The 26,126-nt window shown below is 65.5% G+C and carries 22 protein-coding genes; 15 read left to right on the top strand and 7 right to left on the bottom strand.

The annotated features are described in order from the left end of the window. Positions 1-54: 54 nt before the first annotated feature. From N0B28_RS00515 to N0B28_RS00495, 5 genes are all read left to right on the top strand, one after another. Positions 55-1,506 carry a hypothetical protein gene (locus N0B28_RS00515; RefSeq protein ID WP_078481906.1) on the top strand — a complete coding sequence of 484 codons (1,452 nt, stop codon included), beginning with the start codon at positions 55-57 and terminating at the stop codon, positions 1,504-1,506. Next, positions 1,494-2,969, top strand: coding sequence for a hypothetical protein (locus N0B28_RS00510; RefSeq protein ID WP_043862324.1), 1,476 nt, complete (start codon positions 1,494-1,496; stop codon positions 2,967-2,969). The genes N0B28_RS00515 and N0B28_RS00510 overlap by 13 nt, the downstream gene beginning before the upstream one ends. A gap of 15 nt (positions 2,970-2,984) precedes the next feature. After that, the gene (locus N0B28_RS00505) at positions 2,985-3,389 is read left to right on the top strand and encodes a hypothetical protein (protein ID WP_054916013.1); all 405 of its coding nucleotides are present in this window, start codon (positions 2,985-2,987) and stop codon (positions 3,387-3,389) included. 110 nt (positions 3,390-3,499) lie between these two features. Further along, on the top strand, positions 3,500-7,192 hold the full coding sequence (locus tag N0B28_RS00500; protein WP_275729791.1) for a tubulin-like doman-containing protein: 3,693 nt from the start codon (positions 3,500-3,502) through the stop codon (positions 7,190-7,192). Positions 7,193-7,202: 10 nt separating this feature from the next. Beyond that, positions 7,203-8,231: a hypothetical protein gene (locus N0B28_RS00495; protein ID WP_100634946.1), complete on the top strand. Its 1,029-nt coding sequence runs from the start codon at positions 7,203-7,205 to the stop codon at positions 8,229-8,231. Positions 8,232-8,237: 6 nt separating this feature from the next. On the opposite strand, the gene N0B28_RS00490 is transcribed toward N0B28_RS00495, so the two are convergent. Continuing rightward, the gene (locus N0B28_RS00490) at positions 8,238-8,639 is read right to left on the bottom strand and encodes a GFA family protein (RefSeq protein ID WP_043862321.1); all 402 of its coding nucleotides are present in this window, start codon (positions 8,637-8,639) and stop codon (positions 8,238-8,240) included. Between the two features lie 295 nt (positions 8,640-8,934). Between N0B28_RS00490 and N0B28_RS00485 the strand changes: the two genes are divergently transcribed. The 9 genes from N0B28_RS00485 to N0B28_RS00445 all read left to right on the top strand — a co-directional run bounded on the left by N0B28_RS00485 (position 8,935) and on the right by N0B28_RS00445 (position 19,108). Further along, the gene (locus N0B28_RS00485; protein WP_043862320.1) at positions 8,935-10,242 is read left to right on the top strand and encodes a CitMHS family transporter; all 1,308 of its coding nucleotides are present in this window, start codon (positions 8,935-8,937) and stop codon (positions 10,240-10,242) included. 75 nt (positions 10,243-10,317) lie between these two features. Then, positions 10,318-11,091, top strand: coding sequence for a TerC family protein (locus N0B28_RS00480; protein WP_043862319.1), 774 nt, complete (start codon positions 10,318-10,320; stop codon positions 11,089-11,091). A 245-nt stretch (positions 11,092-11,336) separates the two neighbouring features. Continuing rightward, positions 11,337-12,995: a Na/Pi cotransporter family protein gene (locus tag N0B28_RS00475; protein ID WP_043862318.1), complete on the top strand. Its 1,659-nt coding sequence runs from the start codon at positions 11,337-11,339 to the stop codon at positions 12,993-12,995. Between the two features lie 37 nt (positions 12,996-13,032). Continuing rightward, a complete protein-coding gene (locus tag N0B28_RS00470; RefSeq protein ID WP_275729783.1) occupies positions 13,033-14,406 on the top strand; it encodes an insulinase family protein in 1,374 nt (457 codons plus the stop codon). Between the two features lie 142 nt (positions 14,407-14,548). Continuing rightward, positions 14,549-15,571 (top strand): DUF5924 family protein, encoded by a 1,023-nt coding sequence (locus N0B28_RS00465; protein WP_054916017.1) that lies wholly within the window; start codon positions 14,549-14,551, stop codon positions 15,569-15,571. Between the two features lie 43 nt (positions 15,572-15,614). Continuing rightward, positions 15,615-16,772 (top strand): MlaE family lipid ABC transporter permease subunit, encoded by a 1,158-nt coding sequence (locus tag N0B28_RS00460; protein WP_173925070.1) that lies wholly within the window; start codon positions 15,615-15,617, stop codon positions 16,770-16,772. Next, complete coding sequence (locus tag N0B28_RS00455) at positions 16,769-17,563, top strand: ATP-binding cassette domain-containing protein (RefSeq protein ID WP_258660646.1); 795 nt, start codon at positions 16,769-16,771, stop codon at positions 17,561-17,563. The genes N0B28_RS00460 and N0B28_RS00455 overlap by 4 nt, the downstream gene beginning before the upstream one ends. A 1-nt stretch (position 17,564) precedes the next feature. Then, positions 17,565-18,503, top strand: a complete 939-nt coding sequence (locus N0B28_RS00450) for an MlaD family protein (protein ID WP_043862313.1) — start codon at positions 17,565-17,567, stop codon at positions 18,501-18,503. After that, complete coding sequence (locus tag N0B28_RS00445; protein WP_275729778.1) at positions 18,500-19,108, top strand: ABC-type transport auxiliary lipoprotein family protein; 609 nt, start codon at positions 18,500-18,502, stop codon at positions 19,106-19,108. Before N0B28_RS00450 ends, N0B28_RS00445 begins: the two co-directional genes overlap by 4 nt. Here the strand turns inward: N0B28_RS00445 and N0B28_RS00440 are convergent. The 6 genes from N0B28_RS00440 to N0B28_RS00415 all read right to left on the bottom strand — a co-directional run bounded on the left by N0B28_RS00440 (position 19,090) and on the right by N0B28_RS00415 (position 24,565). After that, positions 19,090-20,319 (bottom strand): spore maturation protein, encoded by a 1,230-nt coding sequence (locus N0B28_RS00440; RefSeq protein ID WP_043862311.1) that lies wholly within the window; start codon positions 20,317-20,319, stop codon positions 19,090-19,092. The genes N0B28_RS00445 and N0B28_RS00440 overlap by 19 nt on opposite strands. 202 nt (positions 20,320-20,521) lie before the next feature. After that, on the bottom strand, positions 20,522-21,853 hold the full coding sequence (gene gltP, locus N0B28_RS00435) for a glutamate/aspartate:proton symporter GltP (protein WP_054916020.1): 1,332 nt from the start codon (positions 21,851-21,853) through the stop codon (positions 20,522-20,524). A gap of 728 nt (positions 21,854-22,581) precedes the next feature. Next, entirely contained in the window at positions 22,582-23,052 is a 471-nt protein-coding gene (locus N0B28_RS00430) for an inhibitor of vertebrate lysozyme family protein (RefSeq protein ID WP_058542001.1), read from the bottom strand. A gap of 2 nt (positions 23,053-23,054) precedes the next feature. Continuing rightward, positions 23,055-23,219, bottom strand: a complete 165-nt coding sequence (locus N0B28_RS00425) for a DUF1328 domain-containing protein (protein ID WP_009401691.1) — start codon at positions 23,217-23,219, stop codon at positions 23,055-23,057. Between the two features lie 57 nt (positions 23,220-23,276). Continuing rightward, a complete protein-coding gene (locus tag N0B28_RS00420) occupies positions 23,277-23,558 on the bottom strand; it encodes a hypothetical protein (RefSeq protein WP_043862308.1) in 282 nt (93 codons plus the stop codon). Between the two features lie 173 nt (positions 23,559-23,731). Continuing rightward, positions 23,732-24,565, bottom strand: coding sequence for a BON domain-containing protein (locus N0B28_RS00415; protein WP_043862307.1), 834 nt, complete (start codon positions 24,563-24,565; stop codon positions 23,732-23,734). 208 nt (positions 24,566-24,773) lie between these two features. Here N0B28_RS00415 and algB point away from each other — a divergent pair, with 208 nt between their 5' ends. Beyond that, the gene (algB, locus tag N0B28_RS00410; protein ID WP_043862306.1) at positions 24,774-26,120 is read left to right on the top strand and encodes a sigma-54-dependent response regulator transcription factor AlgB; all 1,347 of its coding nucleotides are present in this window, start codon (positions 24,774-24,776) and stop codon (positions 26,118-26,120) included. Positions 26,121-26,126: the final 6 nt, after the last annotated feature.

Genomic DNA, 26,126 nt, shown 5'->3' with positions numbered 1-26,126 from the left:
TGACCTCAAGCAGGCACTGCCGCGCACGGACGACCGTTGGCATGGTGGGATTATATGGACGTAGTCGGAGACGACCGCGAGTACGAGTGGTCGCTGGATGGGCAACGCTGGTTGCAGGATGCCCATGGCAGGTTCTCCCTGACCCACGTCGCCGGCAAGGCGCTGGAAGACGCGCAGCCCGACCTGGACTTTCTCGTCGGTGCGCAGCAGGCGCCCGGTGCGCAGGGCTGGCTGCCGGCCAGCTTCCGCCATTGCCCGCAGACCGGTACAGCCCTCACGCCCGTGCGCTTCGACCGCCAGCAACGCTGGTTGCCGCCCTATGGCAACGGTAGCGGACGCCGGGTGGTGGAGGGCAGTTGCCGGCTCGACGGTGCCGAGCACACCCTCGCCGCGTTGTACCGCAAGCTGGACGGCGCCACCCCGCGCAGCCTGAACACCGCGCACAAGTACGACCAGCTGCCACGCAAGAACGGCTTGAATTTTCTCGTCGCCAACCTGGGCGGTCATCGCGAGGCGCTGTTTGCGCTGGCCCGCGACGGCAGCCTGTTCCGCTGGCAGCGCCAGGCCCAGGAGTGGGCGGCGCTGTTGCCGCACAGCACCCCGATCGGCCGTTGCAGCCTGCCCAGCTGGGCGTGGGGCGTGGGCCTGCGCGAGGTGGGCGAACAGCAACGCCTGCTGCTGGCCTGTGACGAGGGTGCCACCGAGGTGCGCGTCGACCCGCTCGATGGCCGCTACCATGTCGACCGCTGCCCGGGCCGTGCCATCGCCGCCCCCGGCGATCTCGACGACCAGGTACTGATCCCGCAGCAGATGCCCGACGGCAGCTTCAGCCTGGTGGCACGCCACAATGAACAGTGGACCCTGCACCCCATCGCCCACGCCAACCCGGCGCACCTGCAGGGCCTGTCCGCGCCACTGCGCGACCCGGCCTCGCGGCGCCTGCTGTGGATCGGCGCCCACGGCTACCTCAGCGTCAAGCTCGGCGCCCAGCTGGACGCCCAGTGGCTGAGCTGGCCCGCCGGTGCCCAGGCCCGCCCCGAATACGGCCCGCCGTTCGTCAACGGCTACGGCATCTGGCAGCAACTGTTCGAGGGCAGCGAGCAGTACTGCCTGCGCCTGGACTCGGACGAACGCAAGGAAGTCAAAGGCTCGCGCCTGAGCACCGGGCACCTGAACTACATGTTCAACGTGCGCCTGGATGCGCCCTGGGGCGAGCACGACGTCGACAACACCCCCACCCGGCGCGAAGTGGTCTACCCCTTCATCGAGTTCATCGACAGCCAGTACCTGCTGTCGGTGCGCGTCGAGTGGCCGTCGAGCCTGCAACAGTTCTTCGGCAACGACCAGGCCATCGACAGCCAGTTCTGCCTGGAACGCGTGGGCCAGCCGCCCTTGAGCATCACCCTCAAAGTGGCCCAACCCTGGAACGCCCAGTGGTTCTTCCACGACAACGCCCTGTGGCTGTACATCGATTCGACTGGAGCGCTCTACCGATGGAACGCATGAACCGCCTGCTGCGCCGTGGCCTGCTGCTGGCCCTGAGCCTGGTGTGCCTGAGCGCCCAGGCGCAACCGCTGCGCCAGGTGTTTCTGGTACAGAACTCCGGCTGGATGGAGCCGTTCTACCTCGACCCGGCTTCGGGCTTCAAACCGCTGATCACGCAACTGGCCGCCACCGCCGCCGGCAACGGCGAAGTGGTGATCGGCGCCTTCAACCAGGCCGACAGCAGCCACCCCTCGCCGCAATGGACCTACCGCGGCCCCGGCACCCACGCCAAGCTCGGCGACAGCGTCAATGCCCTGGCCCTGGCACGCAAGGCCAGTGGCGCCTATGCCGACACCGACTTCAAGGAAGCCCTGCTGGCCGCGATCAAGACCGGCCTGGAAGGGCGCGAAGGCATCATCTGGATCGTCACCAACAACAAGAACAGCCCCAACAACAGCAGCGAGACCCAGCTCAAGAACCGCGAGTTCTACGACCTGCTGCACAAGGAAGACGTGATCAGCCGCATCGCCGCCTTCCCGCAGAAGATGCCGGTCAAGAGCAGCAACTTCGAAGCCAACGGCCTGATGATCTACGCCCTGGCCTACGGCGCCAATGCCGGTGCCGCGCTGGAACAGGTGCTGGCCCAGCCGGCCCTGGCCAAACTGCTGAACGACGCGCGTGTACGCCTCAAGCCGCTGACCCAGGCCGCCGTGCGCTTCATCCCGACCGGCGTCAAGGACACCCCCGACGTCAGTGCAGAGCTGGCCCCCGACCAGCAGACCGTGGTGCTCAACATCAACGTCGACGGCTCGCCCAAGACCGCGGTGTTGCTGGGCCGCTTCGAGAACCAGTTCAACCCCTACCAGATCCACTCGGCCAAGGTCGCGATGAGCCTGGACATGCCCGGCGAAGCCCTGCAGTCGGCGATCTCGATGGACCGCATCGAGAACCTCGAACCCGGCGCCCGCTCCGACGAGCTGTCGATCAGCCTGCAACTGCCGCCGCTGCCGTCGCAGTGGTCCAGCGAAGTGCTGCTGTCCAGCGGCTACCAGCGTGCCGGGGCCATCGAAGTGCGCCTGAGCGAGCAGCAACTGCAGATTTCCCAGCAGTTCATCGAGCGCATGAACGAGCTGTTCCCCAACGATGCACTGCCCGATGTGTTCCTGCCGTCCAGCGAAGCCAGCGCTTCGGCCACCCGCCTGCCGATCGTGCTGCAGATCAGCTACCCGCTGGGCCCGGTGCTGTTGCTGCTGGCCCTGCTGGTGCTGGCGTTGATCGGCCTGTTGCTGGCCAAGGCCCTGATCGGCGGCAAGAAGCCGGTCACGGTGATGGTCGAAGGCATCGCCCAGCAGTACCCGCTCAAGCCGTTCAGCAGCGCCAGCGTCTATGACGCCCGGCAGAACAAGGTCGCGACCGTAAAGCGCGGCCTGTTCGGCGCCACCCTCGAAAAACTCGCCGCCGACGTCGCCGTGCGCCTCAAATAACCCAGGACCCCGATCATGACCCAGACCAGCTCCCTGCCAGCCCCCGTAGAAAACGACGCCGCACCGGCCACCACCACCTCCACCCTGAGCGTTCCGGCGCCGCTGATGGACCTGGGCCCGAAAAAGGTCGACAGCCGTGACGCCCTGATCGGCGTGGCCGTACTGGTGGTACTGGCGCTGATCTTCTTCGTGATCAAGAACGCCTACGCCAACTGGCGCGTGCGCGAGCGCGTGGCCCCCAGCCGCGCCAACGCCTCGGGCTGGTTCCTGTTCCTGGGCCTGCTGCTGGTGTCGGCCATGGCCGTGCTGGCGGTGATCAACTCCGGTCAGTTCCTCACCCCGCTGTACCTTGCGCCACTGGCTGGCGTGGCCGGCATTTCGCTGGTGGCCTGGCTGATGACCTTCTCGGCCAAGCGCTGAGCCCGGCCTGCACTGCCCGCGTCAGGCCTGGCCTGACGCTTCAATTTGATCCACGGATTTAGCCCGCCGACCCGATTCGGCCAGCCCAGCCAGGGCTCATGGAGTTTCAGATGAACGAGAATGCACAACCTTCCGGCCCGGCAGCGCTGAACATGGTCAGCGAGAAGATCCACCCGACGCTGTTCATCGCCCTGGGCGGTACCGGCATGAAGGTCAACATTCGCCTGCGCCGGCGCATTCTCAATGCCATCTGGGGCGGCAACAACCAGGTGCAGCAGATTGCCGACTTCCCCCTGGTGCAGTTCATCAACTTCGACCTGGATGCTGGCGAAGTCACCCAGGACGGCAAGTCGATCAAGACCGACGTGCTGGCCGAGCAAGTGGCCTTCACCTCCGAAGAGAAGATCATCGAGCCGCTCAACCTGAGCAAGTACACCCACTCGATGGACGAGCTCAACCGCCACCGTGAAGTGGCCGAATGGTTCCCGCTGACCCCGGACAAGATCCGCGCCCTGGGCATCGACCCCTCCAAGGGCGCCGGGCAGATCCGTGCGCTGTCGCGCCTGTACTTCTACGACAAGTACCCGGTGATCCGCGACAAGCTGCGCGACAAGGTCGGGCGCCTGCTGGCCAACATCGGCGGCAACGCCGACAAGCTCAAGAAGCTCGGCCTGGAAATCGACCCCGGCAAGATCCGTATCGTCATCAGCGGCTCGGCGGCCGGCGGCACCGGGTCCGGTTCGTTCCTGGACATGGGCTACCTGGCCAAGGCGATCCTCAAGGAACACAACATCGCCGGCAAGGTCGACCTGTTCTTCGTGTTGCCCGGCGGCTTCCATGCCTACAACACCGAGCGCGTGCAGGCCAACGGCTATGCGGCGCTGATGGAGCTGGAAACCAGCATGCGCGGCAACCGTCTGGTCAAGCACTGGGACGCCACCGACAACCTGTTCATCGACAACCGCCCGTACGATGACGTCTACATCATCGACAACAGCAACGTCGCCCAGGCCAAGACCAGCGACCAGGAAGACGTCTACGAGATGCTCTCGGACGTGCTGTTCACCGACTTCACCTCGCAGGACTTCGCCAACAAGAAGCGTTCGATCGCGGTCAACCAGAACCAGCACAAGATCCGCTCCTACACTGTGCGCCTGCCCCAGGACTACGGCGACGACACCGAGCTGCGCTTCCCGTGCTCGTACTCCTCGCTCGGCCAGGCCGTGCTCGACACCCAGATCGATGCGCGTCAGAACGTGCGCCTGAGCCGTCAGGTACAGCAGATGCTCAAGGCGTTCTTCGGCATCGCCAACGCCTCGGCCAACGACAACCGTCCTACCGACCGCGAGCGTGACGACTTCCTGCGCGAGCAGCTGAACGTCACCCCGCGTACCTTCACCGAACTGCCGGACTTCCTGTCCAAGGTCGAGCTGACCCTGGCCACCGGCGAGTTCACCCACTACCAGATCGCCGACGACCTGCTGCTGGTGGAAGGCGACAACAGCATCACCGCCCAGATCGAGCAGAAGGTCGAAGCGTTGTTCGAACGCCTGCACAGCGGCGGCGCCGACAAGGACCAATGGCTGACCCATGTGCGCGAGATCCAGCAGCAGCTGGAACGCGACACCAAGGGCAGCAACATCGACAGTGCCGAGCGCAACCACGAGGTACGCATCAAGGAAAACCGCCAGCGCCGCCTGGCCGAGCTGGTGCGCGAAGACGCCCTGCCGGAAAAACTCTTCCGTCGCCTGGACGACGATGAGCGCGGTGGCCTGGACTACACCCTGGCCCTGGTCGAGATGCTCAAGGACCGCCTGGAAAACGAAGGCAGCGGCATCATCCCGGCGCTGGAAAAGAACGCCGCACGCTTCAAGGAACTGGCCGAGAAGCTGGAGTCCTCGGAGCTGGCCCGCGAATTCGAGCGCCTCAAGGAAACCACCGGCGGCGGCCTGATGGCCCGCCTCAGCGGCAAGGACAAGCAGGCCGAGACCGTGCTCACCCAGGTCAAGGACACCCTGCGCGACAGCCTGTTGTTCTACGTGCGCCATGTGGCCGCGCGCGAGGCGGCCCAGTTGCTGCGCGAGCTGTCCGACTGGCTGGGCCGCAAGGAGTCGGTGGACCAGAGCGGTCGCGCGGTGTGGAACGGCTTCGTCGGTCGCCTGCAGGACGGGCGCAACGCAGTCGACCAGCTGCTGCGCCGGATCGAGACCGACATCAGCAAGATCGACGCCAGCATCAAGGAAAAACACGCCACGCTGATCCCCCTGGCGCTGGTGCAGAACAACGAAGAGCAACCGGTGGACGGCGCCCAGGTACGCGAGTGGGCCAAGGACGCATTCAAGGACTTCGGCGGTTCCAAGACCCTGTTCGGCAAGCTGCAGGACGAGGAGGGCCAGGAAGAGCTGCTGTCCAAGCTGCGCGCCAAGGCCGTACAGCAACTGCCGCGCCAGACCCAGGGCACCGACCCGCTGCTCAGTGCGCTGGCCGCGCTGACCCCGGACGAGCAGCGCGAGAAGTTCCGCCAGTTGCTGCAACGTGCCATGCCGTGGACCCCGCTCAACCTCACCGGCGGCTTCGGCATCGGCAAGGACCGCTACACCTGCCTGGTCGGCGTGCAGGACGCCAATGAGTTCAAGCGCACCTATGGCGCCATGCTCGGCCAGTGCCTGCCACAGGGCACCGGCATGACCGCCGGGCAGATCCAGTTCGTCGAGTCGGGCACCCCGGGCAAGCTGATCTGCTTTACCGAGCTCAGCGGCTTCCCTCTGCCGGCGCTGACCCCGCTGCCGACCTACCTGGCCAGCTACCGCAAGGAAAGCACCACCATCCCGCTGCACAGCCACAAGCGCATCAGCCAGTTCGTGCAGCCGATCCAGTTCACCCAGGAGCAGTACCGCCAGTTCGCCGAGGACTTCAAGCTGTACCTGCACGCGGTCGTGATGGGGGTACTGCGCCGCAACCCGTCGGAACGCTACGAACTGATGATCGACCAGGACTATTTCAGCGTCGGTGACGAGTTCGCGATCCGCCAGAACGGCCTGAACCAGCTGCAGCGCAAGGACATCGAAGACCAGCTGCGCCAACGCTACGAGCAACTGCGCAGCCCGCAGCAACTGGCAGCCATGGTCGCGCTGTTCGAAGACCTGCGCCGCGGCGCCTACAAGCCGCAGATGCGCCAGGACGAAATCGGCGTGTCGTCGCTGTACCAGACCTTCCCGTACAAGATCGCCGAGCTGCTGAAAAACGAGTACGACAACCGCCTCAAGCGCCAGGCCCCGGACAACGCCGAGCGCCTTGTCGAGCAGGCGCGCGCGTTGCTGCAGCAGTTCACCGAGCCGGTCAGCGGCTCGCGCGCCGATGTGTACCGCGACGAAGTGCACGACGAGCACAGCGAGAAGCGCACCCTGCTCAAGGACTTCTTCACCAGCGGCTGGCTCGACGGCCTGTTCCAGCCGGCCGCCAGCACAGCGCCAGCTGCCGCCCCCATGCCGGGCATGGCGCCACCGCCACCACCAGGCGCAGCCGGCATGGTGCCACCGCCGGTGGCCGCACCGCAGTACAGCTACCACCTGAGCGTGGCCGGCACCAACTATGGCCCGTACACCACCAGCCAGCTGCAGCAGTACGTGCAGACCGGCCAGGTGACCCGCGACAGCCTGTTGTGGCGCGAAGGCATGGCCGCCTGGCTGGGCGCCGGGCAGATCGCCGAGCTGGCCCACCTGTTCGCCCCGACGCCCGCTTCAGCGCCGCCTGTCGGTACCCCACCGCCCGTTGCGCCGATGGCGCCACCGCCTGTGAACTGAGGAAGGCCCCATGTCCGCATCCGCGAAAAATCCGGCCTTCCCGCTCAACTGCGCCAGCAGCGCGTGCAACCAGCCCCTGAGCGGCCCGGTGGCGTTCTGTCCGTACTGCGGCGCCAGCAGCCAGGTTGTGGCCGCTGCACCCGCCGCGCCGGCGCCGGTGGTCGTGGTGAGCGCGGCCCCGCCCCCCATGCCCGCAGCGGCGCCCGCGCCGGTGATCGAACCGGTGCACACGCTGGCCCCGGCAGGCATCGTGAGCACACCGGTGGTGACGCCGCCGCCCGTACCGCCGATAGTGCAGGGGGCGCCGGTGGCCAAGTCGCGCAACCTCGGGCGCAAGCTTGCCCTGGCCGCCGGTGTGGTTGTGGCGGTACTCGGCTACGGTGCCTACCAGGCCAGCCAGCGCCAGTCGCTGCAGCAGTTCGAAGCCGAACTGGCCGCCGGCCAGGCGTGCCTGCGCAGCAGCCAGTTCGACTGTGCGCTGGAAAAAGCCGAAAGCGCGCTGCGCATCGAGAGCAAGGACCCGCGCGCCATCAGCCTGCTGCAACGCGCCCAGGCCGGGCTCGAGGGCCAGCAGCGCGACCAGCAGGCCAAGGCCCAGGCGGCAGCCGCCGCGGCCAGTGCGGCAGCCGCTCGTCAGGCTGCGGCCGAACGGGCGCAACGCGAGCAGCAGGCCCGTGAGCTGGCCACCAAGGAGCAGCAGCTACGCGACGAGCAAACCCAGCTCGCCAAGCGCCAGCAACAGCTGGAACAACAGGCTCGCGTCGTGCAGCCGGCGCAGCAGCGTCCGCTCACCACCCCGCGCCCGCCCGTACAACGACCTGCCAGCGCAGCCAATGCCGGGCTGGTGGGCCAGCAACTGAGCCAGGCACGCAGCGCCCTGGCCCGTCGTGACGGTGCCACCGCCCGTTCGCTGGCCAACAGCGTGCTCAGCCAGGACCCTGGCAACCGCCAGGCGCAGATCATCCTGCGCCAGGCCGAGCAACTGCGCGCTCAGTCGTTCAACACGCCAAAGGGCCTGGGCGGGGTGATCATCGAGTAGCCCGCGCTATAGCGTCTCGCCGGGCTCGCCCGGCAGCTGCTCGTCCAGGTGCACCCAGGGCAGCCGGCTGTCGGTCCAGATATGCCGGCGAGGCTGCACCTGCTCCGGTGCGTCCAGGGTGGTGATGGTGATATCGATGCTTTCGGGGCTCAGGTCGGTGGTCAGCGCCATGTGCGCGCCACAGCGGCTGCAGAAGTAGCGCACGCAGCTGGCCGACGAGTCGTAGCGCTGCGGCGTGCCCAGCAGCCACTGGAAGTCCTCGCAGCGCACCGTCGCCCAGGTCACCAGCAACCCGCCGGTCACGCGCCGGCACACCGAACAATGGCAGTGCGCGACATCCTCCAGCGCACCCGCCACCCGATACCGCACGGCGCCGCAATGGCAGCCGCCTTCATGCACTTCGCCCATCCTCGTCGCTCCTGCAGACCCGCACTGGTTGATGAAACCTTCTGTCGCCTTTGTGCCGCCGAAAGCTGGCTGAAAGCTTGGGCACTTAGCATCGCCTCACCTCCGGCAAAAGACCGGTCAGCCAGGGCTCTGACTTTACTGCAGTGCCCGGCCCAATCAACAACAACAATGGTGATACTGATGTCCTTCCACGCCCGCGTTCTGCCTGCCCTCCCGCCGTCACTCCCAGCACCGCGCACCTTGCGCTGATCCGTTCGTCCCTTTCTCGACGCGCCTCGCCTGGAGTAACTGCCCCATGCTGACCTTCCTCGGCTTCGCCATGGTCATCACCTTCATGTACCTGATCATGACCAAGCGCCTGTCGGCCTTGATCGCGCTGATTCTGGTACCGATCATTTTCGCCCTGTTCGGCGGCTTCTCGGGCGAGATCGGCCCGATGATGCTGCAGGGCATCAGCAAGCTGGCACCCACCGGCGTGATGCTGATGTTCGCCATTCTGTACTTCGCCCTGATGATCGACTCCGGCCTGTTCGACCCGGCCGTGCGCAAGATCCTCAAGCTGGTCAAGGGTGACCCGCTGAAAGTCTCGGTGGGCACCGCCGCGCTGGCCCTGGTGGTATCGCTGGACGGTGACGGCGCCACCACCTACATGATCTGCGTGGCCGCCATGCTGCCGCTGTACAGCCGCCTGGGCATGAGCCCGCGGATCATGGCCGGCCTGATCATCCTGGCCGGCGGGGTGATGAACATGACCCCCTGGGGCGGCCCCACCGCCCGCGCCGCCAGCGCGCTGCACGTCGACCCGTCGGACATCTTCGTGCCGATGATCCCGGCCATGGCCTTCGGCGTGTTCGCCATACTGGCCATCGCCTATATGTACGGCAAGCGCGAACGTGCCCGCCTGGGCGAACTGCACCTGCCGGGCGATGAAATCGACCACAGTGAAATCAGCGTATCGCAATATCCCGACGCGCGCCGGCCCAAGCTGCTGTGGTTCAACGGCGCATTGACCCTGGCCCTGATGGTCGCGCTGATCGCCGGCCTGCTGCCGCTGCCGGTGCTGTTCATGATCGCCTTCAGCATCGCCATGGTGGTCAACTACCCGTGCCTGCAACAGCAGAAGGACCGCGTCGCGGCCCACGCCGGCAGCGTGCTGGCGGTGGTGGGGCTGATCTTCGCGGCGGGCATCTTCACCGGCATCCTGTCCGGCACCGGCATGGTCGAGGCCATGTCCAAGAGCCTGCTGGCGGTGATTCCCGAAGCGATGGGCCCGTACCTGGCGGTGATCACCGCGATCGTGAGCATGCCGTTCACCTTCTTCATGTCCAACGACGCCTTCTACTACGGCGTGCTGCCGGTGCTGGCCGAAGCTGCCAGCCACTACGGCATCAGCCCGGTGGAGATGGCCCGTGCCTCGATCGTCGGGCAACCGGTCCACCTGCTGAGCCCGCTGGTACCCTCGACCTACTTGCTGGTAGCCCTGGCCGGTATAGAATTCGGCGATCACCAGCGCTTCACCCTCAAATGGGCGGTGCTGGTGTGCCTGTGCATCATGTTCGCGGCGCTGCTGATGGGAATTTTCCCGCTGTTCAGCAGCCTATAATTCATCCGTTTCATCCCAACGCTTGCGCGTCGACCCCTGCGGCGCGCAACGCCCCACACGCTCGAAGGAACACACATGGAATGGCTGACCAACCCGGAAATCTGGGTTGCCTTTTTTACCCTGACGGCTCTCGAGATCGTCCTGGGCATCGACAACATCATCATGATCTCGATCCTGGTCAGCCGCATGCCCAAGCACATGCAGCAGCGCACCCGGATCTTCGGCCTGGCGCTGGCGATGGTCACGCGCATCCTGCTGCTGCTGTCGATCGCCTGGGTCATGCGCCTGACCGCCGACCTGTTCCATGTGTTCGGCCAGGGCATTTCCGGGCGTGACCTGATCCTGTTCTTCGGCGGCCTGTTCCTGTTGTGGAAGAGCTCCCAGGAGATCTACCACGGCCTCGAAGGCGAGGACGAAACCCACGACGAGCCGTCTTCCGGCAAGGCCGGTGGCAAGTTCCTGTACACCATCATCCAGATCGCGATCATCGACATCGTGTTCTCGCTGGACTCGGTGATCACCGCAGTGGGCATGGTGTCCCACGTGCCGGTGATGGTGGCGGCGATCATCGTCGCGGTGCTGGTGATGATGCTGTGCGCCAGGACCATCAGCGAGTTCATCGACAAGCACCCGTCGCTGAAGATGCTCGCGCTTTCGTTCCTGATCGTGGTCGGCACCGTGCTGATTGCAGAAGCCTTCGACGTGCACGTGCCCAAGGGCTACGTCTACTTCGCCATGGCCTTCTCGCTGGCGGTGGAGGCGATCAACATCAAGATGCGCACCGCGGCGGCGAAAAAGAAACAGCAGAGCGACCCGGTGAAACTTCGCAAGGACATTCCGGGTCAGTAACACTGGCTGCGTTGAACAACAGGCCCCGAATGGGGCCTTTTGTCTTTTGGGACGGCAACGCGCCAGCGAAGTTGCCCGAACCGGCGCGCGAGGTTTCAAAGCCTGTGCATGCATGCCATGCTGGCGCCACGGCCCTTGGCCGACTACAGCTTAAGTGAGCACTGGAAAAAACCGCCGGTCACCAGGCCAGGCTCACCGCGTCATCCACTTGCCCCACTGGGGCGCCTTAACAGGGGGCCGTAAGTATGCTGACCCTGCTCAACCTGCTCTCGGCCGTGGCCCTGCTGATCTGGGGCACACATATCGTACGTACCGGCATCCTGCGGGTGTACGGTTCCAACCTGCGCCGATTGCTGAGCCAGAACATGGCCAAGCGGCCCTTGGCGTTCATCGCCGGCATCCTGGTCACGGCCATGGTGCAGAGCAGCAACGCCACCGCGATGCTGGTGACCTCGTTCGTCGGCCAGGGCCTGATGACCCTCACCCCGGCCCTGGCCATCATGCTCGGCGCCGACGTGGGGACCGCGCTGATGGCGCGGGTGCTGACCCTGGACCTGTCGTGGCTGTCGCCGCTGCTGATCTTCCTCGGGGTGATCTTCTTCCTCTCGCGCAAGCAGACCCGCGCCGGGCAACTGGGGCGCGTAGGCATCGGCCTGGGCCTGATCATCCTGGCCCTGCAACTGATCGTGGAGGCCGCTGCGCCGATTACCCAGGCCCAGGGCGTCAAGGTGCTGTTTGCCTCGCTGACCGGCGACATCCTGCTCGACGCCCTGGTGGGCGCGCTGTTCGCCCTGATCTCGTATTCCAGCCTGGCCGCGGTGCTGCTCACCGCCACCCTGGCCGGCGCCGAAATGATCAGCCTGCCGGTGGCCATCGGCCTGGTGATCGGCGCCAACATCGGCAGCGGCCTGCTGGCGTTCCTGAGCACCAGCATGCAGAACGCCGCCGGGCGCCAGGTGGCGCTGGGCAGCCTGCTGTACAAGCTGATCGGCCTGCTGGTGGTCATCCCGGTGCTCGACCCGCTGGTGCACTGGATGGACAGCCTGACCTTCAGCCCGCAAGAGCTGGTGATCGGCTTCCACCTCATCTACAACACCCTGCGCTGCCTGGCCCTGCTGCCCACCGCGACGCCAATGGGGCGCCTGTGCCGCTGGCTGCTGCCCGAGCGCGAGGAAACCAACGGCCACGCCAAGCCCCGCCACCTGGACCCTGCCGCGCTGGACACCCCGAGCCTGGCACTGGCCAACGCGGTGCGCGAGACCCTGCGCCTGGGCGACCTGGTCGACAGCATGCTCGATGCCATGCTCAACGTGCTGCGCGGCAGCCAGACCGCCCTGACCCAGCAGGTGCGCACCCTCAGCGACGACGTCGAGGGCCTGTACAACGCCATCAAGCTGTACCTGGCGCAGATGCCCCGCGAAGACCTCGGCGAGCACGACAGCCAGCGCTGGGCCGAGATCATCGAGCTGGCGATCAACCTCAAGCTGGCCAGCGACCTGATCGAGCGCATGCTGCGCAAGGTGCAGCAGCAGAAGACGTCGCAGCGCCGCGAGTTCTCCCAGGTGGGCCTGGAGGAGCTGACCGTGCTGCAGACCCAGCTGCTGTCCAACCTGCGCCTGGGCCTGTCGGTGTTCCTCAGTGGCGACCCGCACAGCGCACGCCAGCTGCTGCGCGAGAAGCGTCGCTTCCGCGCCCAGGAGCGGCGCCTGGCCCATGCCCACGTCAGCCGCCTGCAGCGCAAGGTGGTGCAGAGCATCGAGACCAGCTCGCTGCACCTGGAACTGATCGCCGACATGAAACGTCTCAACTCGCTGTTCTGCAGCAGTGCCTATGCGGTACTGGGCGGCAGCGATACCGGCGCCCTGATGATCGACAGCGTACCGGACGATGCCCATTCGCCTTGACCCGACGCTGCCCCGAACCCGTGCAAGGAAGCCTGTGATGCGTTGCCTGATGTTCATCTGCCTGTTGCTGGGCGCCCCTTCAAGCTTTGCCCTCGACCGCACCCAGGTCGAGGGCTACCTGTTGCCCAACGGCCTGCAGGTGCTGCTCAAGCCCGGCTACGAGCGCGACCATGTGTCGATCCGACTGGTGGTGGGCATCGGCTTCGACGACTTCCCGTGCGCGCGCCAGGAACTGCCGCACCTGCTCGAACACCTGCTGTTCAGCGGTATCGACGACACGGGCGAAGGCGGGCTGGAAGAACGCATGCAGGCCCTGGGCGGTGAATGGAACGCCTACACCAGCAGCGCCGACACCACCTTCGTCATCGAGGCCCCGGCGCGCAACCAGCGCAAGGTGCTCGACCTGCTGCTGGCCGTGCTCCAGGACACACGTATCGATGCCAACGCCTTGCAGGTGTCGAAGAGCATCGTCGAGCGTGAAGACGGCGGGCACTACACCCACCTGCAGCGCTGGCTGGACCGCCAGGACCTCGGCCACCGCGCCAGCGACCAGCTGGCGGTGGAGCTGGGGCTCAAGTGTGCCGAGCGCTCCTCGGTGCAGGACATGACCCTGGAAGAAGTGAACGAACTGCGCCAGCACTGGTACGCCCCCAACAACATGAGCCTGATCGTGGTCGGCGGCCTGGACCGCGTGCTGCCCGCCTACCTGGAGCGCACCTGGGGCCAGCTGGAGCCGGTGGAACCGGGCGAGCGCCGGGTACTCGATGGCGTGACCCACAAGGCCCAGGCGCGCCGCGAGCTGATCCGCGGCTGGCTGGGCGACAGTGCGCGGTTGCACTGGATGTTCCTGGAGACGGTGCTGGATGAAAACCACGACGCCACCTACGACCTGCTGCAGCGCTACCTGGACTGGGCGCTGTATCGCGAATTGCGCCTGCAGCACAGCCTGTCGTATGGGCCGTCGGCGCAGCGCGAGCGTTTTGGCGACACCGGCCTGTTGAGCCTGAATGCCGACCTGGACAGCGATCAGGTCGAGGCGGCCGAGCAGATCCTGGGGCAGATGATCGAGCGCCTGCGCAAGGACGGACTGGACCGCGCCACGTTCGAGCGCATCAAGGCCGCGGCAATCGCCCGCGAAGCGTGGACCAGCCAGGGCAACAGCGCGCTGGCCGACTACTACTGGGGAGCGTTGAACGACTATGCCGACGGTCGGGTCGGCGAGGCGAAGACCCGGTTGCGCGAGGTCAGCCTGGAGGATGCGGATGCGGCGCTGCAGGCGCTGTTCGCCGAGCCTGGGTATGTGCGGGTAGAGAAGCCGTTGCTGGGGTATGACCAGCTGTATGGGTTGGGGGCACTGGGGCTAGGGCTGGTGTTCGCGGCCTTGCTGCTGTGGCGTCGACGCCGCGGCTGACGCAATCGCGGGTCAAGCCCGCTCCCACAATGATCACGTGCACCCTGTGGGAGCGGGCTTGACCCGCGATAGGGCCATTACTGACACCCGAAAGCAGCGTATCCTGTAACAGATTTTTACCTCACCCAGCGAACGCCCCACCATGCCCGCACTTCTCCTGCGCCTGATCGACCTGATAAAGCGCTACCCGGGGGTCATCGCCCTCGGCGGTTTCATTTCCGGTATCGGCAGTTTCATCCTGGTAGACCGTCAGGAAGGCCTGGCCAGCTGGGTCGCCATCCTGCTGCTGGTGAGCTGGCTGTGGCTGATGTTCGAGAACACCTTCACCCAGCTGTTCACCCGCCTGTTCAAGCGCGAGATCCCGCAGCCGCTGCTGCGCTACGCCACGCAGATGATCCACCAGGAAAGCCTGTTCTTCGTGCTGCCGTTCTTCTTCGTCACCACCACCTGGAACAGCGGCCAGCTGGTGTTCACCGGCCTGCTGGCCGGCGCCGGGCTGGTGTCGATCGTCGACCCGCTGTACTACCGCTGGCTGGCGCCGCGCCGCTGGCTGTTCCTGGCCCTGCACACCCTGACCCTGTTCGCCGCGCTGCTCACGGCGCTGCCGATCATCCTGCACCTGACCACGTCGCAGAGCTTCAAGCTGGCGCTGGGCATCGCCATGCTGCTGTCGTTCCCGAGCCTGGCCAGCAGCTTCCCGATCAATCACTGGCGCCGTGCCGCCATGCTGGTGCTGGTCACCCTGGCCGTTGGCGGCAGCGGCTGGCTGCTGCGCTCGTGGGTGCCGCCGGCGACACTGTGGATGACCGAAGTGGCCATCAGCACCCAGTTGCAGAACCGCACCCCCGGCGACAGCCTTGAGCAGGTCAGCGCCAGCCAGATCCGCAGCGCCGGGCTCTACGCCTATACCGCGATCAAGGCCCCGCGCGGCCTCAACGAACGCATCTACCACGTATGGAAACAGGACGGCAAAGAGGTCGATCGCATTGCCCTGAACATCAATGGCGGGCGCAAGGAAGGCTACCGCGCCTGGACCCACAAGCAGGTGTTCCCCAGCAACCCGGTCGGGCACTGGCAGGTGCGCGTGCTCACCGAGGACGGCCAGGTGATCGGCGTGCTGCGCTTCGAGGTGGTTGATGACGGTCAAGCATCCGTCGCCAAGTGACGCTATGCTCTGACCCGGCGCACTGGAGCGCCTGCCGGACTGTCTGGAGCCTATGACCACCACCGTCACCCCCGCCAGCGCCACCCTCGATACCACGCGCAGCCCGGCCTGCCTGCGCATCGCCGGCGACTGGACCCTGGCCAACTACACGCCGCTCAAGCGCAGCACCGAGGCCCTGCACGGCCAGTACGATGCCAGCGCCCAGGTCGACCTCGCCCAGCTGGGCAAGCTGGACACCGCCGGTGCCTCGCTGCTGGTCGAACTGCTGGGTGCCGAGCGCCTGGGGCAACTGGCCGATGACCACGCCAGCCCGCTGTCGGCCGCCGACCGCGCCTTGCTGCACACCGTGTACTGCTCGCTACAGGACTACTGCCTGCCAGAGCGCCAGCCGGAAACGTCCGTGCTGACCCAACTGCTGTGCCGCATCGGCCGGGCAGTCGACGTGCTGTGGCAAGACACCCGGCAACTGCTCGGCTTCATCGGCCTGATCATCGCCACCCTGGCCCGGCGCCTGCTGCAACCCAGGCGCTGGCGCATGACCGCCGTGGTCGCGCACATCGAACAGACCGGCCTGGACGCGGCGCCCATCGTCGCACTGCTGACCTTTCTGGTGGGTGCGGTAGTGGCCTTTCTCGGCGCCACGGTGCTGGCCAGTTTCGGCGCGAGCATCTTCACCGTCGACCTGGTGGCGTTCTCGTTCCTGCGTGAATTCGGCGTGCTGCTTACCGCCATCCTGATGGCAGGACGCACCGCCAGCGCCTTCACCGCGCAGATCGGCTCGATGAAGGCCAACGAGGAAATCGATGCGATCCGCACCCTGGGCCTGGACCCGGTCGAGCTGCTGGTGGTGCCGCGGGTGCTGTCGCTGCTGATCGCGCTGCCATTGCTGACCTTCGTCGCGATGCTGTGCGGCATCATCGGCGGCGCCGTGGTGTGCGCGGTGTCGCTGGACATCTCGCCGGCGATGTTCCTGTCGCTGCTGGAAAGCGACATCGGCGTGCAGCACTTCCTGGTGGGCCTGGCCAAGGCGCCGTTCTTCGCCTTCCTGATCGCGGCCATCGGTTGCCTGGAAGGTTTCAAGGTGACCGGCAGCGCCGAATCGGTCGGCGCCCACACCACCTCGGCGGTGGTCCAGTCGATCTTCGTGGTGATCGTGCTGGATGCGGTGTTCGCGCTGTTCTTCATGGAGATGAGCTGGTGAGTGAGGCAAGCCACGAGAAGGTCATCGAGGTGCGGGGCCTGTGCAACCGCTTCGGCACCCAGAGCGTGCACGAACAGCTCGACCTGGACCTGTACCGCGGCGAGATCCTCGCCGTGGTCGGCGGCTCGGGCAGTGGCAAGTCGGTGCTGCTGCGCAGCATCGTCGGCCTGCGCCGGCCCAACGAGGGCACGGTGAGGATCTTCGACCAGGACCTCAGCCAGGCCAGCGACCAGCAGCGCTCGCAGGTGGAGCGTCGCTTCGGCGTGCTGTACCAGAAGGGCGCGCTGTTCTCGTCGTTGACCGTCACCGAGAACGTCGCACTGCCGCTGATCGAACATGCCGGCCTGAGCCGCGCCGACGCCGAGCATCTGGCCGGGGTCAAGCTGGCCCTGGCCGGGCTGCCGCTATCGGCGGCCGACAAATACCCCGCGTCGCTGTCGGGCGGCATGATCAAGCGCGCCGCCCTGGCCCGCGCCCTGGCGCTGGACCCGGACATCCTGTTTCTCGACGAGCCCACCGCCGGGCTCGACCCGATCGGCGCGGCCGCCTTCGACCAGTTGATCCTGACCCTGCGCGATGCGCTGGGCCTGAGCGTGTTCCTGATCACCCACGACCTGGACACCCTCTACACCATCACCGACCGCGTGGCCGTGCTGGCGCAGAAGAAGGTGCTGGTGGCCGGCCCCATCGACCAGGTCTCGGAAACCGACGACGCGTGGATTCACGACTATTTTCATGGCCCGCGCGGCCGTGCGGCCTACCAGGCCGCCACAGCGCTCAAGGAGAACTGAAATGGAAACCCGCGCGCACCATGTGTTGATCGGGCTGGTCACCGTGCTGGTGGTGGCCGGCGCCATGCTGTTCGGCCTGTGGCTGGCCAAGTCGAGCGTCGACAGCACCTTCAAGGACTACGAGGTGGTGTTCAACGAGGCCGTCACCGGGCTGTCCAAGGGCAGTGCGGTGCAGTACAGCGGGATCAAGGTGGGCGATGTGATCAGCCTGCGCCTGGACCCCAACGACCCCCGCCGGGTGCTGGCGCAGATCCGCCTGAGCGCCGAGACCCCGATCAAGCAGGACACCCAGGCCAAGCTGACCCTGACCGGCGTCACCGGCACCTCGCTGATCCAGCTCAGCGGCGGCACCCCGCAGAGCCCGCCGCTGGAAGGCAAGGGCGGCCGGCTGCCGGTGATCGTCGCCTCGCCATCGCCGATTGCGCGCCTGCTCAACAACAGCAGCGACCTGGTGACCAACATCAACCTGCTGCTGCACAACGCCAACCGGCTGTTCTCCGAAGAGAACGCCACCCGCCTGGGCGCCACCCTGGCCAACCTGGAGCAGACCACCGGCGCGATTGCCGGGCAGCGCGACGACATCCGCCTGGCCATCCAGCAGATGGCCCAGGTGGGCAAGCAGGCCGGCGCGGCGCTGGAGCAGACCAGCCAGCTGATGCGCAACGCCAACAGCCTGCTCGGCAGCGACGGCAAGCAGATCGTCAACAGCGCCGACCAGGCCATGCAGTCGCTGGCGCGCAGCACCGCCACCATCGACGCGTTGCTCACCGACAACCGCGAGGCGATCACCAGCGGCGCCCAGGGCTTCAACGAACTGGCCCCGGCGATCCGCGAACTGCGCGATACCCTGACTGCCTTGAAGGGCATCTCCCAGCGCCTGGAGGCCAACCCCAGCGGTTACCTGCTGGGCCGCGACAAAAACAAGGAGTTCACCCCATGAGCCGCCCCTGCCGCACCCTCGCCCTGGCCGCGCTGCTGAGCCTGAGCAGCGCCTGCTCGATCCTGCCCAAGGCGGAGCCGGCCGACGTGTACCGCCTGCCGGCGGCGCAACCGGTGCGCAGCAACGCCGCACCCGTGGCCTGGACCCTGCGTATCAACAAGCCGCTGGCCAGCGAGATCCTCGGCACACCGCGCATTGCCGTGGTGCCGACAGGCGACCTGATCAGCAGCTACAAGGGCGCACGCTGGGCCGACCCGGTGCCGGCACTGCTGCGCAACCGCATGCTCGACGCCTTCCAGCGCGACGGCCGGGTACAGCGGGTAAGTGCCGACGACGCCAACCTGCAGGCCGACTACGAGATCGTCGGCGAACTGCAGGCGTTCCAGAGCGAGTACAGCGATGCCGGGCTGGCAGTAGTGGTGCGCCTGGATGCGCGACTGGTGCAGGGGCGTACCCAGCGCGTGCTGGCCAGCCACAGCTTCGAGGTGCGCCAGCCGGTGGCGCAGACCCAGGTACCGGCGGTGGTCGGCGGCTTCGGCCAGGCCACCGACCGGCTGATGGCGCAACTGGTGGACTGGACCGTGGCTCAGGCGAAGAACCAGTAGCACACCGCGATGGCCGCCAGCACCCCGGCCAGCTCGGCCAGCAGCGCGCAGCCCACGGCGTGGCGTGCGCGCTGGATACCCACGGCGCCGAAGTACACCGCCAGCACGTAGAAGGTGGTTTCGGTGCTGCCCTGGATGGTCGCGGCCACCAGTGCCGGGAAGCTGTCCACCCCGTGGGTCTGCATGGTCTCGATCAGCATGGCCCGCGCCGCGCTGCCGGAGAACGGCTTGACCAGCGCGGTGGGCAGGGCATCGACGAAACGCGTGTCCCAGCCCAGCCATTCGATGACATGACGAATGCCGTCCAGGCCGAACTCCAGCGCCCCCGAGGCGCGCAGCACGCCGACCGCGCACAGCATCGCCACCAGGTAGGGCAGCAGGCTCTTGGCCACGTCGAACCCTTCCTTGGCACCTTCGACGAAGGTTTCGTACACCGGCACCCGCTTGAATGCGCCGATCAGCAGAAACAGCATGATCAGGCCGAACAGCGTGAGGTTGCCCAGGATCGACGACAGGGTGGCCAGCGCGGTGGCCGACAGGCCCGCCAGCAGCGCCATGAAGCCGCCCAGCAGCAGCGCGCCGGGCACCATGTAGGCGAGCACCACCGGGTCCCACAGGCGCAGGCGCTGCATCACCGCCACCGACAGCAGGCCCACCAGGGTCGAGGCGCTGGTGGCCAGCAGGATCGGCAGGAACACCAGGGTCGGGTCCATAGCGCCTTGCTGGGCGCGGTACATGAAGATGGTCACCGGCAGCAGGGTCAGTGACGAGGCATTGAGCACCAGGAACAGGATCTGCGCGTTGCTTGCCGTGGTGGAGCTGGGGTTGAGCTCCTGCAGGGCGCGCATGGCCTTGAGGCCGATAGGCGTGGCGGCGTTGTCCAGGCCCAGGCCGTTGGCGGCGAAGTTCAGGGTGATCAGGCCCAGCGCCGGGTGGCCGGGCGGTACCTCGGGCATCAGGCGACGGAACAGCGGGCCGAGTACCTTGGCCAGCCAATCGACGATACCGGCCTTTTCGGCGATCTTCAGAAAGCCCAGCCACAGGGTCAGGGTACCGAACAGCAGCACCATGACTTCGACCGAAAGCTTGGCCATGGCGAAGATACTCTCGACCATGGCGGCGAAGATGCCCGCGTTGCCACCCACCAGCCACTGCACCAGTGCGGAGAGGGCGGCCACCACGAAAAAGCCGAGCCAGAGGCCGTTGAGCATTGGTCGTTTCCCTTGCAAGTTGGAGCGCATGATAGCGGGGTGGGTAGGCAGACGCCATAAACGGCGGCGGCCCATTCGCCGGCAAGGCCGGCTCCTACAGGTTCGGCATCGTCTGTAGCAGCCGGCCTTGCCGGCGAAGCTTCTGGCAGGCAACAAAAAGCCCCGACGGGTCGGGGCTCTTGTGTTTCAGGCCGTCAGCAGCTTAGTGCTGAGCGGTCTCGCCAGCCGGCGCCGGGGTCTTGCTGCGCCAGTGCGGCAGCGAGTTCCAGTACGCCTGGCCCTTGGCATCGTCATACATGCCTTCCCAGCGCGAGATGACCAGCACCGCCAGGGCGTTGCCGATCACGTTCAGGGCGGTACGCGCCATGTCCATGATGCGGTCGACACCGGCGATGAACGCCAGGCCTTCGAGCGGGATGCCCACACTGCCCAGGGTCGCCAGCAGCACCACGAACGATACGCCCGGCACACCGGCAATGCCTTTGGAGGTGACCATCAGGGTCAGCACCAGCAGCAGTTGCTGGCTGATCGACAGGTCGATGCCGTACAGCTGCGCGATGAAGATCGCCGCGATGCTCTGGTACAGGGTCGAACCGTCCAGGTTGAACGAGTAGCCGGTCGGCACCACGAAGCTGCAGATGGCCTTGGGCGAACCGTAGGCTTCCATCTTCTGGATCACGCGCGGCAGCACGGTCTCGGAGCTGGCGGTGGAATAGGCCAGGATCAGCTCGTCCTTGAAGATGCGCATCAGCTTCAGGATCGAGAAACCGAACAGGCGGGCGATCAGGCCCAGCACCATGAAGGCGAAGAAGGCGATGGCGAAGTACACCAGCAGCACCAGCTTGGCCAGCGGCAGCAGCGAGGCGAAACCGAAGTTGGCCACGGTCACCGCAATCAGGGCGAACACGCCGATCGGGGCGTAGTTCATGATCATGTGGGTGACCTTGAACATGGCTTCCGACACGCCCTGGAAGGTTTTCACCAGCGGGTCGCGGATGTCTGCCTGCAGGCTCGACAGGCCCAGGCCGAACAGCACCGAGAAGAAGATGATCGGCAGCATCTCGCCACGCATCAGCGCTGCAAAGATGTTCGACGGGATCAGGTTGAGGATGGTCTCGATGAACGCATGCTCATGCTGCACCTCGGCGGCGGTGGCCTGGTACTTGGAGATATCCACGGTGCCCAGGGTGCTCATGTCGATGCCGGCGCCCGGGTGGAACAGGTTGGCCAACACCAGGCCGACCACGATCGCGATGGTGGTCACCACCTCGAAATAGATGATGGTCTTGAGGCCGATACTGCCAAGTTTCTTCGCATCGCCAACCCCGGCGATACCCACGACCAGCGACGAAATCACGATCGGGATGACGATCATCTTGATCAGGCGAATGAAGATGTCACCTGCCGGTTGCAGGACGTTACTGATCCACCATGCCTTTTCTGCACTGAAATGGTTCAGCAACGCCCCGATGGCGATCCCCAATACCAGACCGATGAGGATTTGCCAGGCGAGGCTTAGTTTTGCCTTCTTCATGTCGTTACCCTTTGTTCAAGTGGACACGGTCACTGCCTTGAAACCTGCATTCTAGAGCCGCTGAAAGCGATTCCCTGGAGTTTTCATGGTGCAGGCAATGCGCCGTAGAAGGTCACCGCAAGTGAGCGCAAGGGGCGCTCGGACCAGCGAAAAAGGCGCAACTATTCCGATGCAGGCGCACTGAGTCTAATGCCGTAAATGACTACCCTATGCCGAATCGGCATGATCTTTTTGGCATGAAACGGACGTCCCAGCGGCAGAAAACCTACCCGTTCGGAATCCCGAATAAGGCCAAAGCGCCATGATTAGGCCGATACAGCGGTATCCACAAACCGGCAAAACAGCGTTGTTCGACAATCCGAATGCGTGAAAAACGTCATTTGGCAGGTCAAAGAAGTCAGGAATTTTTTTGATGGGTGGTCAGCCGTCTGGCCGATCTGTCACTTTCAAGCGGGGAAATGCATCAGGCTTGCGCCGGGTGCACAAGTCTGACCGGGGGCTGCCCTGGCGGCATGCGACCCCGGTCCACGACTGTGTTGCCGTTTACCACCCTGACCCGGCCCATGAAGGAGGTACTCCCTGTACCCCTAGGCCCCTCCGATCCTGTAGCAATCAGAGCAGCCCGGCCCCCTGGTCATGCGTCCGCTCTCCTCGAGCGGGCGCAGCATAGAAACTGGAACAGGCAAAAGGTTCAGCTTCCATGGTGATACTGATGCGTCCGGCGACACTCAGTAGTAGTTCGGGTCTTTCTTCAGCTGCTCTTCGAGCATCTGTTTCATGCCGTCATTCGGCTCGCCCAACCAACGCTTGTCGGTGTGACGGCTGGGTGACTTGTCGGCAGGCAGGCCGGCGGGTACCTGGACCCACAGCGCGTATGCCTCATCCTTGTCCCAGCTGAAGGCCACGATAAGACGGCTGCTGTCGCAGCTCTGCTCGGTCTCGCACAAGGGGCCGACCAGATACTTGTCGCCGTCTTCCTCGATCGCCGTCATCTGCTCGGTGGAAGCACCACTGAGGTTGATGACCCAATCGGGCAGCCGCTCCTGCTTTTTGACCACTTTCTGCCAGGTTTCCCGGTACTCGGGGTCCGAACCAAGCAGTTGGCTGGTCCGGACCTGGCCGTCATTGGCCGCCATCGCCGCTGTACAGGCCCCCACCATCAGGGCGCCTGCCAGGGCTCTGTAGAGCGTCCCTTTCATAGTCAACCTCTACCGCGACGACCGAAGAAGAAGGAAGCGACGAACAGTACCAGGAAGACAATGAAGAGAATCTTCGCGATACCGGTAGCGGCGCCGGCGATACCACCGAAGCCCAGTACGGCAGCGACAATGGCGATGATCAGGAAGGTGATGGCCCAACTTAACATGGTGTTTCTCCTTACCGTTTTTGAAAGCGGTTGTGTCAGATGTGGGGCATTGCTCGGTCAGAACACCCAGCGTTCCTGCGGCACGACGGTTTCCACGGTGGCCGCATCGACCGAGTGGGTACGTGGCGCGGTCCTGGCTTCCAGCATCGAAGCACGCGTGGCCTGCACATGGGCCACGTGATAAGCCTGTACGGACATCTGGTTGGCGATCTGCTTGGACTGCCAGATGCTGTACATCTGCCCTGCAACCAGGGTCAGAAGCGCCGCCAGGCAGAGAAACAGCAACTGGCGTACGTGAAGCGGGGAAATCTGCACTAGGGCGGCGGTTAACAGGTTCATGCCGGGCTCCTCTGCTGCATCGTTGTTATTGACTGATAGAGTCATTGCAGCCTGCATGCCAGCTTTTGAAATCAAATAAAACGCTTATAAATCAACATGTTAGGCATGTACCGAGGGCAGCTGCAGGACGCATCCTGCACGATGCCCCCCAGGGCCTCGTGCGATTTGCACGATCAGCCCTCCACCTTGATCGCCACCTTGAGCATGTCGGCGTCCACCCCGCGCACGCCGCGGATCTGGCGGGCAATCTCCTGGGCGATGGTCTTCTGCTCGTTGCTCATGACTTCCCCGGACAGGCGCACCACCCCCTCCTGGGTCGCCACCTTGATGTTGGGCCCGTCCAGGTTGCGGCTATATAAGAAGCTGGTCTGCACCTTGTCGTTGATCCACGCGTCGCTCTGCACCTCGGCCGCTGCCGCAGCTGCCTGCTCGCGGGCCTGGGCCGGGTCGCTCACGCCCAGGCTGATCAGGTTGTTGACCAGGTACACGCCATCGGTAGAGGCCGCCACGCTGCCGGCCATCTGCTTGGCCTCTGCGCTGGTCACCCGGCCACGCAGGGTGACCACCCCGGCCCGGCTGTCGACTTCGATGGGCAGGCCCTGGGTCTGGCTGCTCCACAGCAGGCGGGCGCGGATAACCGCCCCCAGGGTGGCGTCCTCCAGGCGCTGGGCATAAGCGCGCCGTTGCAGGGTTTCATCCACCAGCTCGGGGTTGACCTGCAACTGGTTGTCGACCTGCTCGATGCCGGCGGTGGCCAGTGCCACCTGCGCCGCCAGCTCGCGCTCCACCTCGTTCTCCACCTCGCCCTGCAGGCGGGCGGTCTGACCCTGGATGGCCACTTCGATCTTGAACGGGTTGAGCAGTCGGTTGAGCGCCAGGGCGGTCTGCAAGGCGCCTTCCTGACGGGCCTGCTGCAGGCCGGGTTCGGCCGCCGAGGCGCTGGTGACACCCAGCGGGGTGAGCAGAAGTGCGGCAGTCAGAACTGCCAACGGGCGTATTGCACGCATGATGAAGCCTCCTGTTGGTCAGAAGGAACATCATCGCAATCGTTGTGCCAGTGCTCAAAAAATAAACAAACTCATTATTTTCAATGAGTTAGTCATATTCGCAGCAGGGAGCTAGCATGCAGGGCGCGGAATCAATCAGAATCGACCATGCAACTTGCCCGATTTTTCCGAGACTAACCAAGAACATTCTTAAAAGGAGCGTAGGAAAATGGAATCTGCCACGGAACATCAGGGCCGCATTCTGCTGGTAGACGACGAGTCCGCAATCCTGCGTACCTTCCGCTATTGCCTGGAAGATGAAGGCTACAGCGTGGCCACGGCCAACAGCGCCGCCCAGGCCGAAACCCTATTGCAGCGCCAGGTGTTCGACCTGTGCTTTCTGGACCTGCGCCTGGGCGAGGACAACGGCCTGGACGTACTGGCGCAGATGCGTATCCAGGCGCCGTGGATGCGCGTGGTCATAGTGACCGCGCATTCGGCGGTCGACACCGCTGTCGATGCAATCCAGGCCGGCGCCGCCGATTACCTGGTCAAACCGTGCAGCCCTGACCAGCTGCGCCTGGCCACTGCCAAACAACTGGAGGTGCGCCAGCTCTCGGCGCGTCTGGAGGCCCTGGAAGGGGAAGTGCGCAAACCCAAGGACGGCCTGGATTCCCACAGCCCGGCCATGATGGTGGTACTCGAAACCGCGCGCCAGGTGGCCAACACCGACGCCAACATTCTGATCCTTGGCGAGTCCGGTACCGGTAAGGGCGAGCTGGCACGCGCCATTCATGGCTGGAGCAAGCGCTCGCGCAAGGCCTGCGTGACCATCAACTGCCCGTCGCTGACGGCCGAACTGATGGAAAGCGAGCTGTTCGGCCATAGTCGCGGGGCATTTACCGGGGCCAGCGAAAGCACCCTGGGCCGGGTCAACCAGGCCGACGGCGGCACGCTGTTTCTCGACGAGATCGGCGACTTCCCGCTGACCCTGCAACCCAAGCTGCTGCGCTTCATCCAGGACAAGGAATACGAGCGGGTCGGCGACCCGGTCACGCGCCGCGCCGACGTGCGGATTCTGGCAGCCACCAACCTCAACCTGGAGGACATGGTGCGCGACGGGCGTTTTCGCGAAGACCTGCTGTACCGTCTGAACGTGATTACCCTGCACCTGCCGCCGCTGCGCGAACGCAGCGAAGACATCCTGACCCTGGCCGACCGCTTCCTGGCCCGCTTCGTCAAGGAATACGCGCGCCCCGCCCGCGGTTTCAGCGACGAGGCCCGCGCCGCGCTGCTCAACTACCGCTGGCCGGGCAACATTCGCGAGCTGCGCAACGTGATCGAACGGGCGAGCATCATCTGCCCGCAGGAGCGGGTCGAGGTCAGCCACCTGGGCATGGCCGAACAACCCACCAGCAACGCGCCGCGGGTGGGGGCGGCATTGAGCCTCGACGAGCTGGAGCGCGCGCACATCGGTGCAGTGCTGGCCACCAGCGACACCCTTGACCAGGCCGCCAAGACACTGGGCATCGATGCCTCGACGCTGTACCGCAAGCGCAAGCAGTACAACCTGTGAAGCTGG

The sequence above is a fragment of the Pseudomonas sp. SD17-1 genome (genome assembly GCF_029201585.1).
Classification (GTDB): Bacteria; Pseudomonadota; Gammaproteobacteria; order Pseudomonadales; family Pseudomonadaceae; genus Aquipseudomonas; species Aquipseudomonas palmensis.
The sequence above is the reverse complement of the archived record's forward strand: the minus strand, read 5'-3'. Positions and strand labels throughout refer to the sequence as shown.

Coding starts and splice junctions, on each gene's coding strand:
- N0B28_RS00515 (WP_078481906.1), top strand. CDS start 55: ATGGACGTAGTCGGAGACGACCGCGAGTACGAGTGGTCGCTGGATGGG.
- N0B28_RS00510 (WP_043862324.1), top strand. CDS start 1,494: ATGGAACGCATGAACCGCCTGCTGCGCCGTGGCCTGCTGCTGGCCCTG.
- N0B28_RS00505 (WP_054916013.1), top strand. CDS start 2,985: ATGACCCAGACCAGCTCCCTGCCAGCCCCCGTAGAAAACGACGCCGCA.
- N0B28_RS00500 (WP_275729791.1), top strand. CDS start 3,500: ATGAACGAGAATGCACAACCTTCCGGCCCGGCAGCGCTGAACATGGTC.
- N0B28_RS00495 (WP_100634946.1), top strand. CDS start 7,203: ATGTCCGCATCCGCGAAAAATCCGGCCTTCCCGCTCAACTGCGCCAGC.
- N0B28_RS00490 (WP_043862321.1), bottom strand. CDS start 8,639: ATGGGCGAAGTGCATGAAGGCGGCTGCCATTGCGGCGCCGTGCGGTAT.
- N0B28_RS00485 (WP_043862320.1), top strand. CDS start 8,935: ATGCTGACCTTCCTCGGCTTCGCCATGGTCATCACCTTCATGTACCTG.
- N0B28_RS00480 (WP_043862319.1), top strand. CDS start 10,318: ATGGAATGGCTGACCAACCCGGAAATCTGGGTTGCCTTTTTTACCCTG.
- N0B28_RS00475 (WP_043862318.1), top strand. CDS start 11,337: ATGCTGACCCTGCTCAACCTGCTCTCGGCCGTGGCCCTGCTGATCTGG.
- N0B28_RS00470 (WP_275729783.1), top strand. CDS start 13,033: ATGCGTTGCCTGATGTTCATCTGCCTGTTGCTGGGCGCCCCTTCAAGC.
- N0B28_RS00465 (WP_054916017.1), top strand. CDS start 14,549: ATGCCCGCACTTCTCCTGCGCCTGATCGACCTGATAAAGCGCTACCCG.
- N0B28_RS00450 (WP_043862313.1), top strand. CDS start 17,565: ATGGAAACCCGCGCGCACCATGTGTTGATCGGGCTGGTCACCGTGCTG.
- N0B28_RS00445 (WP_275729778.1), top strand. CDS start 18,500: ATGAGCCGCCCCTGCCGCACCCTCGCCCTGGCCGCGCTGCTGAGCCTG.
- N0B28_RS00440 (WP_043862311.1), bottom strand. CDS start 20,319: ATGCTCAACGGCCTCTGGCTCGGCTTTTTCGTGGTGGCCGCCCTCTCC.
- gltP (WP_054916020.1), bottom strand. CDS start 21,853: ATGAAGAAGGCAAAACTAAGCCTCGCCTGGCAAATCCTCATCGGTCTG.
- N0B28_RS00430 (WP_058542001.1), bottom strand. CDS start 23,052: ATGAAAGGGACGCTCTACAGAGCCCTGGCAGGCGCCCTGATGGTGGGG.
- N0B28_RS00425 (WP_009401691.1), bottom strand. CDS start 23,219: ATGTTAAGTTGGGCCATCACCTTCCTGATCATCGCCATTGTCGCTGCC.
- N0B28_RS00420 (WP_043862308.1), bottom strand. CDS start 23,558: ATGAACCTGTTAACCGCCGCCCTAGTGCAGATTTCCCCGCTTCACGTA.
- N0B28_RS00415 (WP_043862307.1), bottom strand. CDS start 24,565: ATGCGTGCAATACGCCCGTTGGCAGTTCTGACTGCCGCACTTCTGCTC.
- algB (WP_043862306.1), top strand. CDS start 24,774: ATGGAATCTGCCACGGAACATCAGGGCCGCATTCTGCTGGTAGACGAC.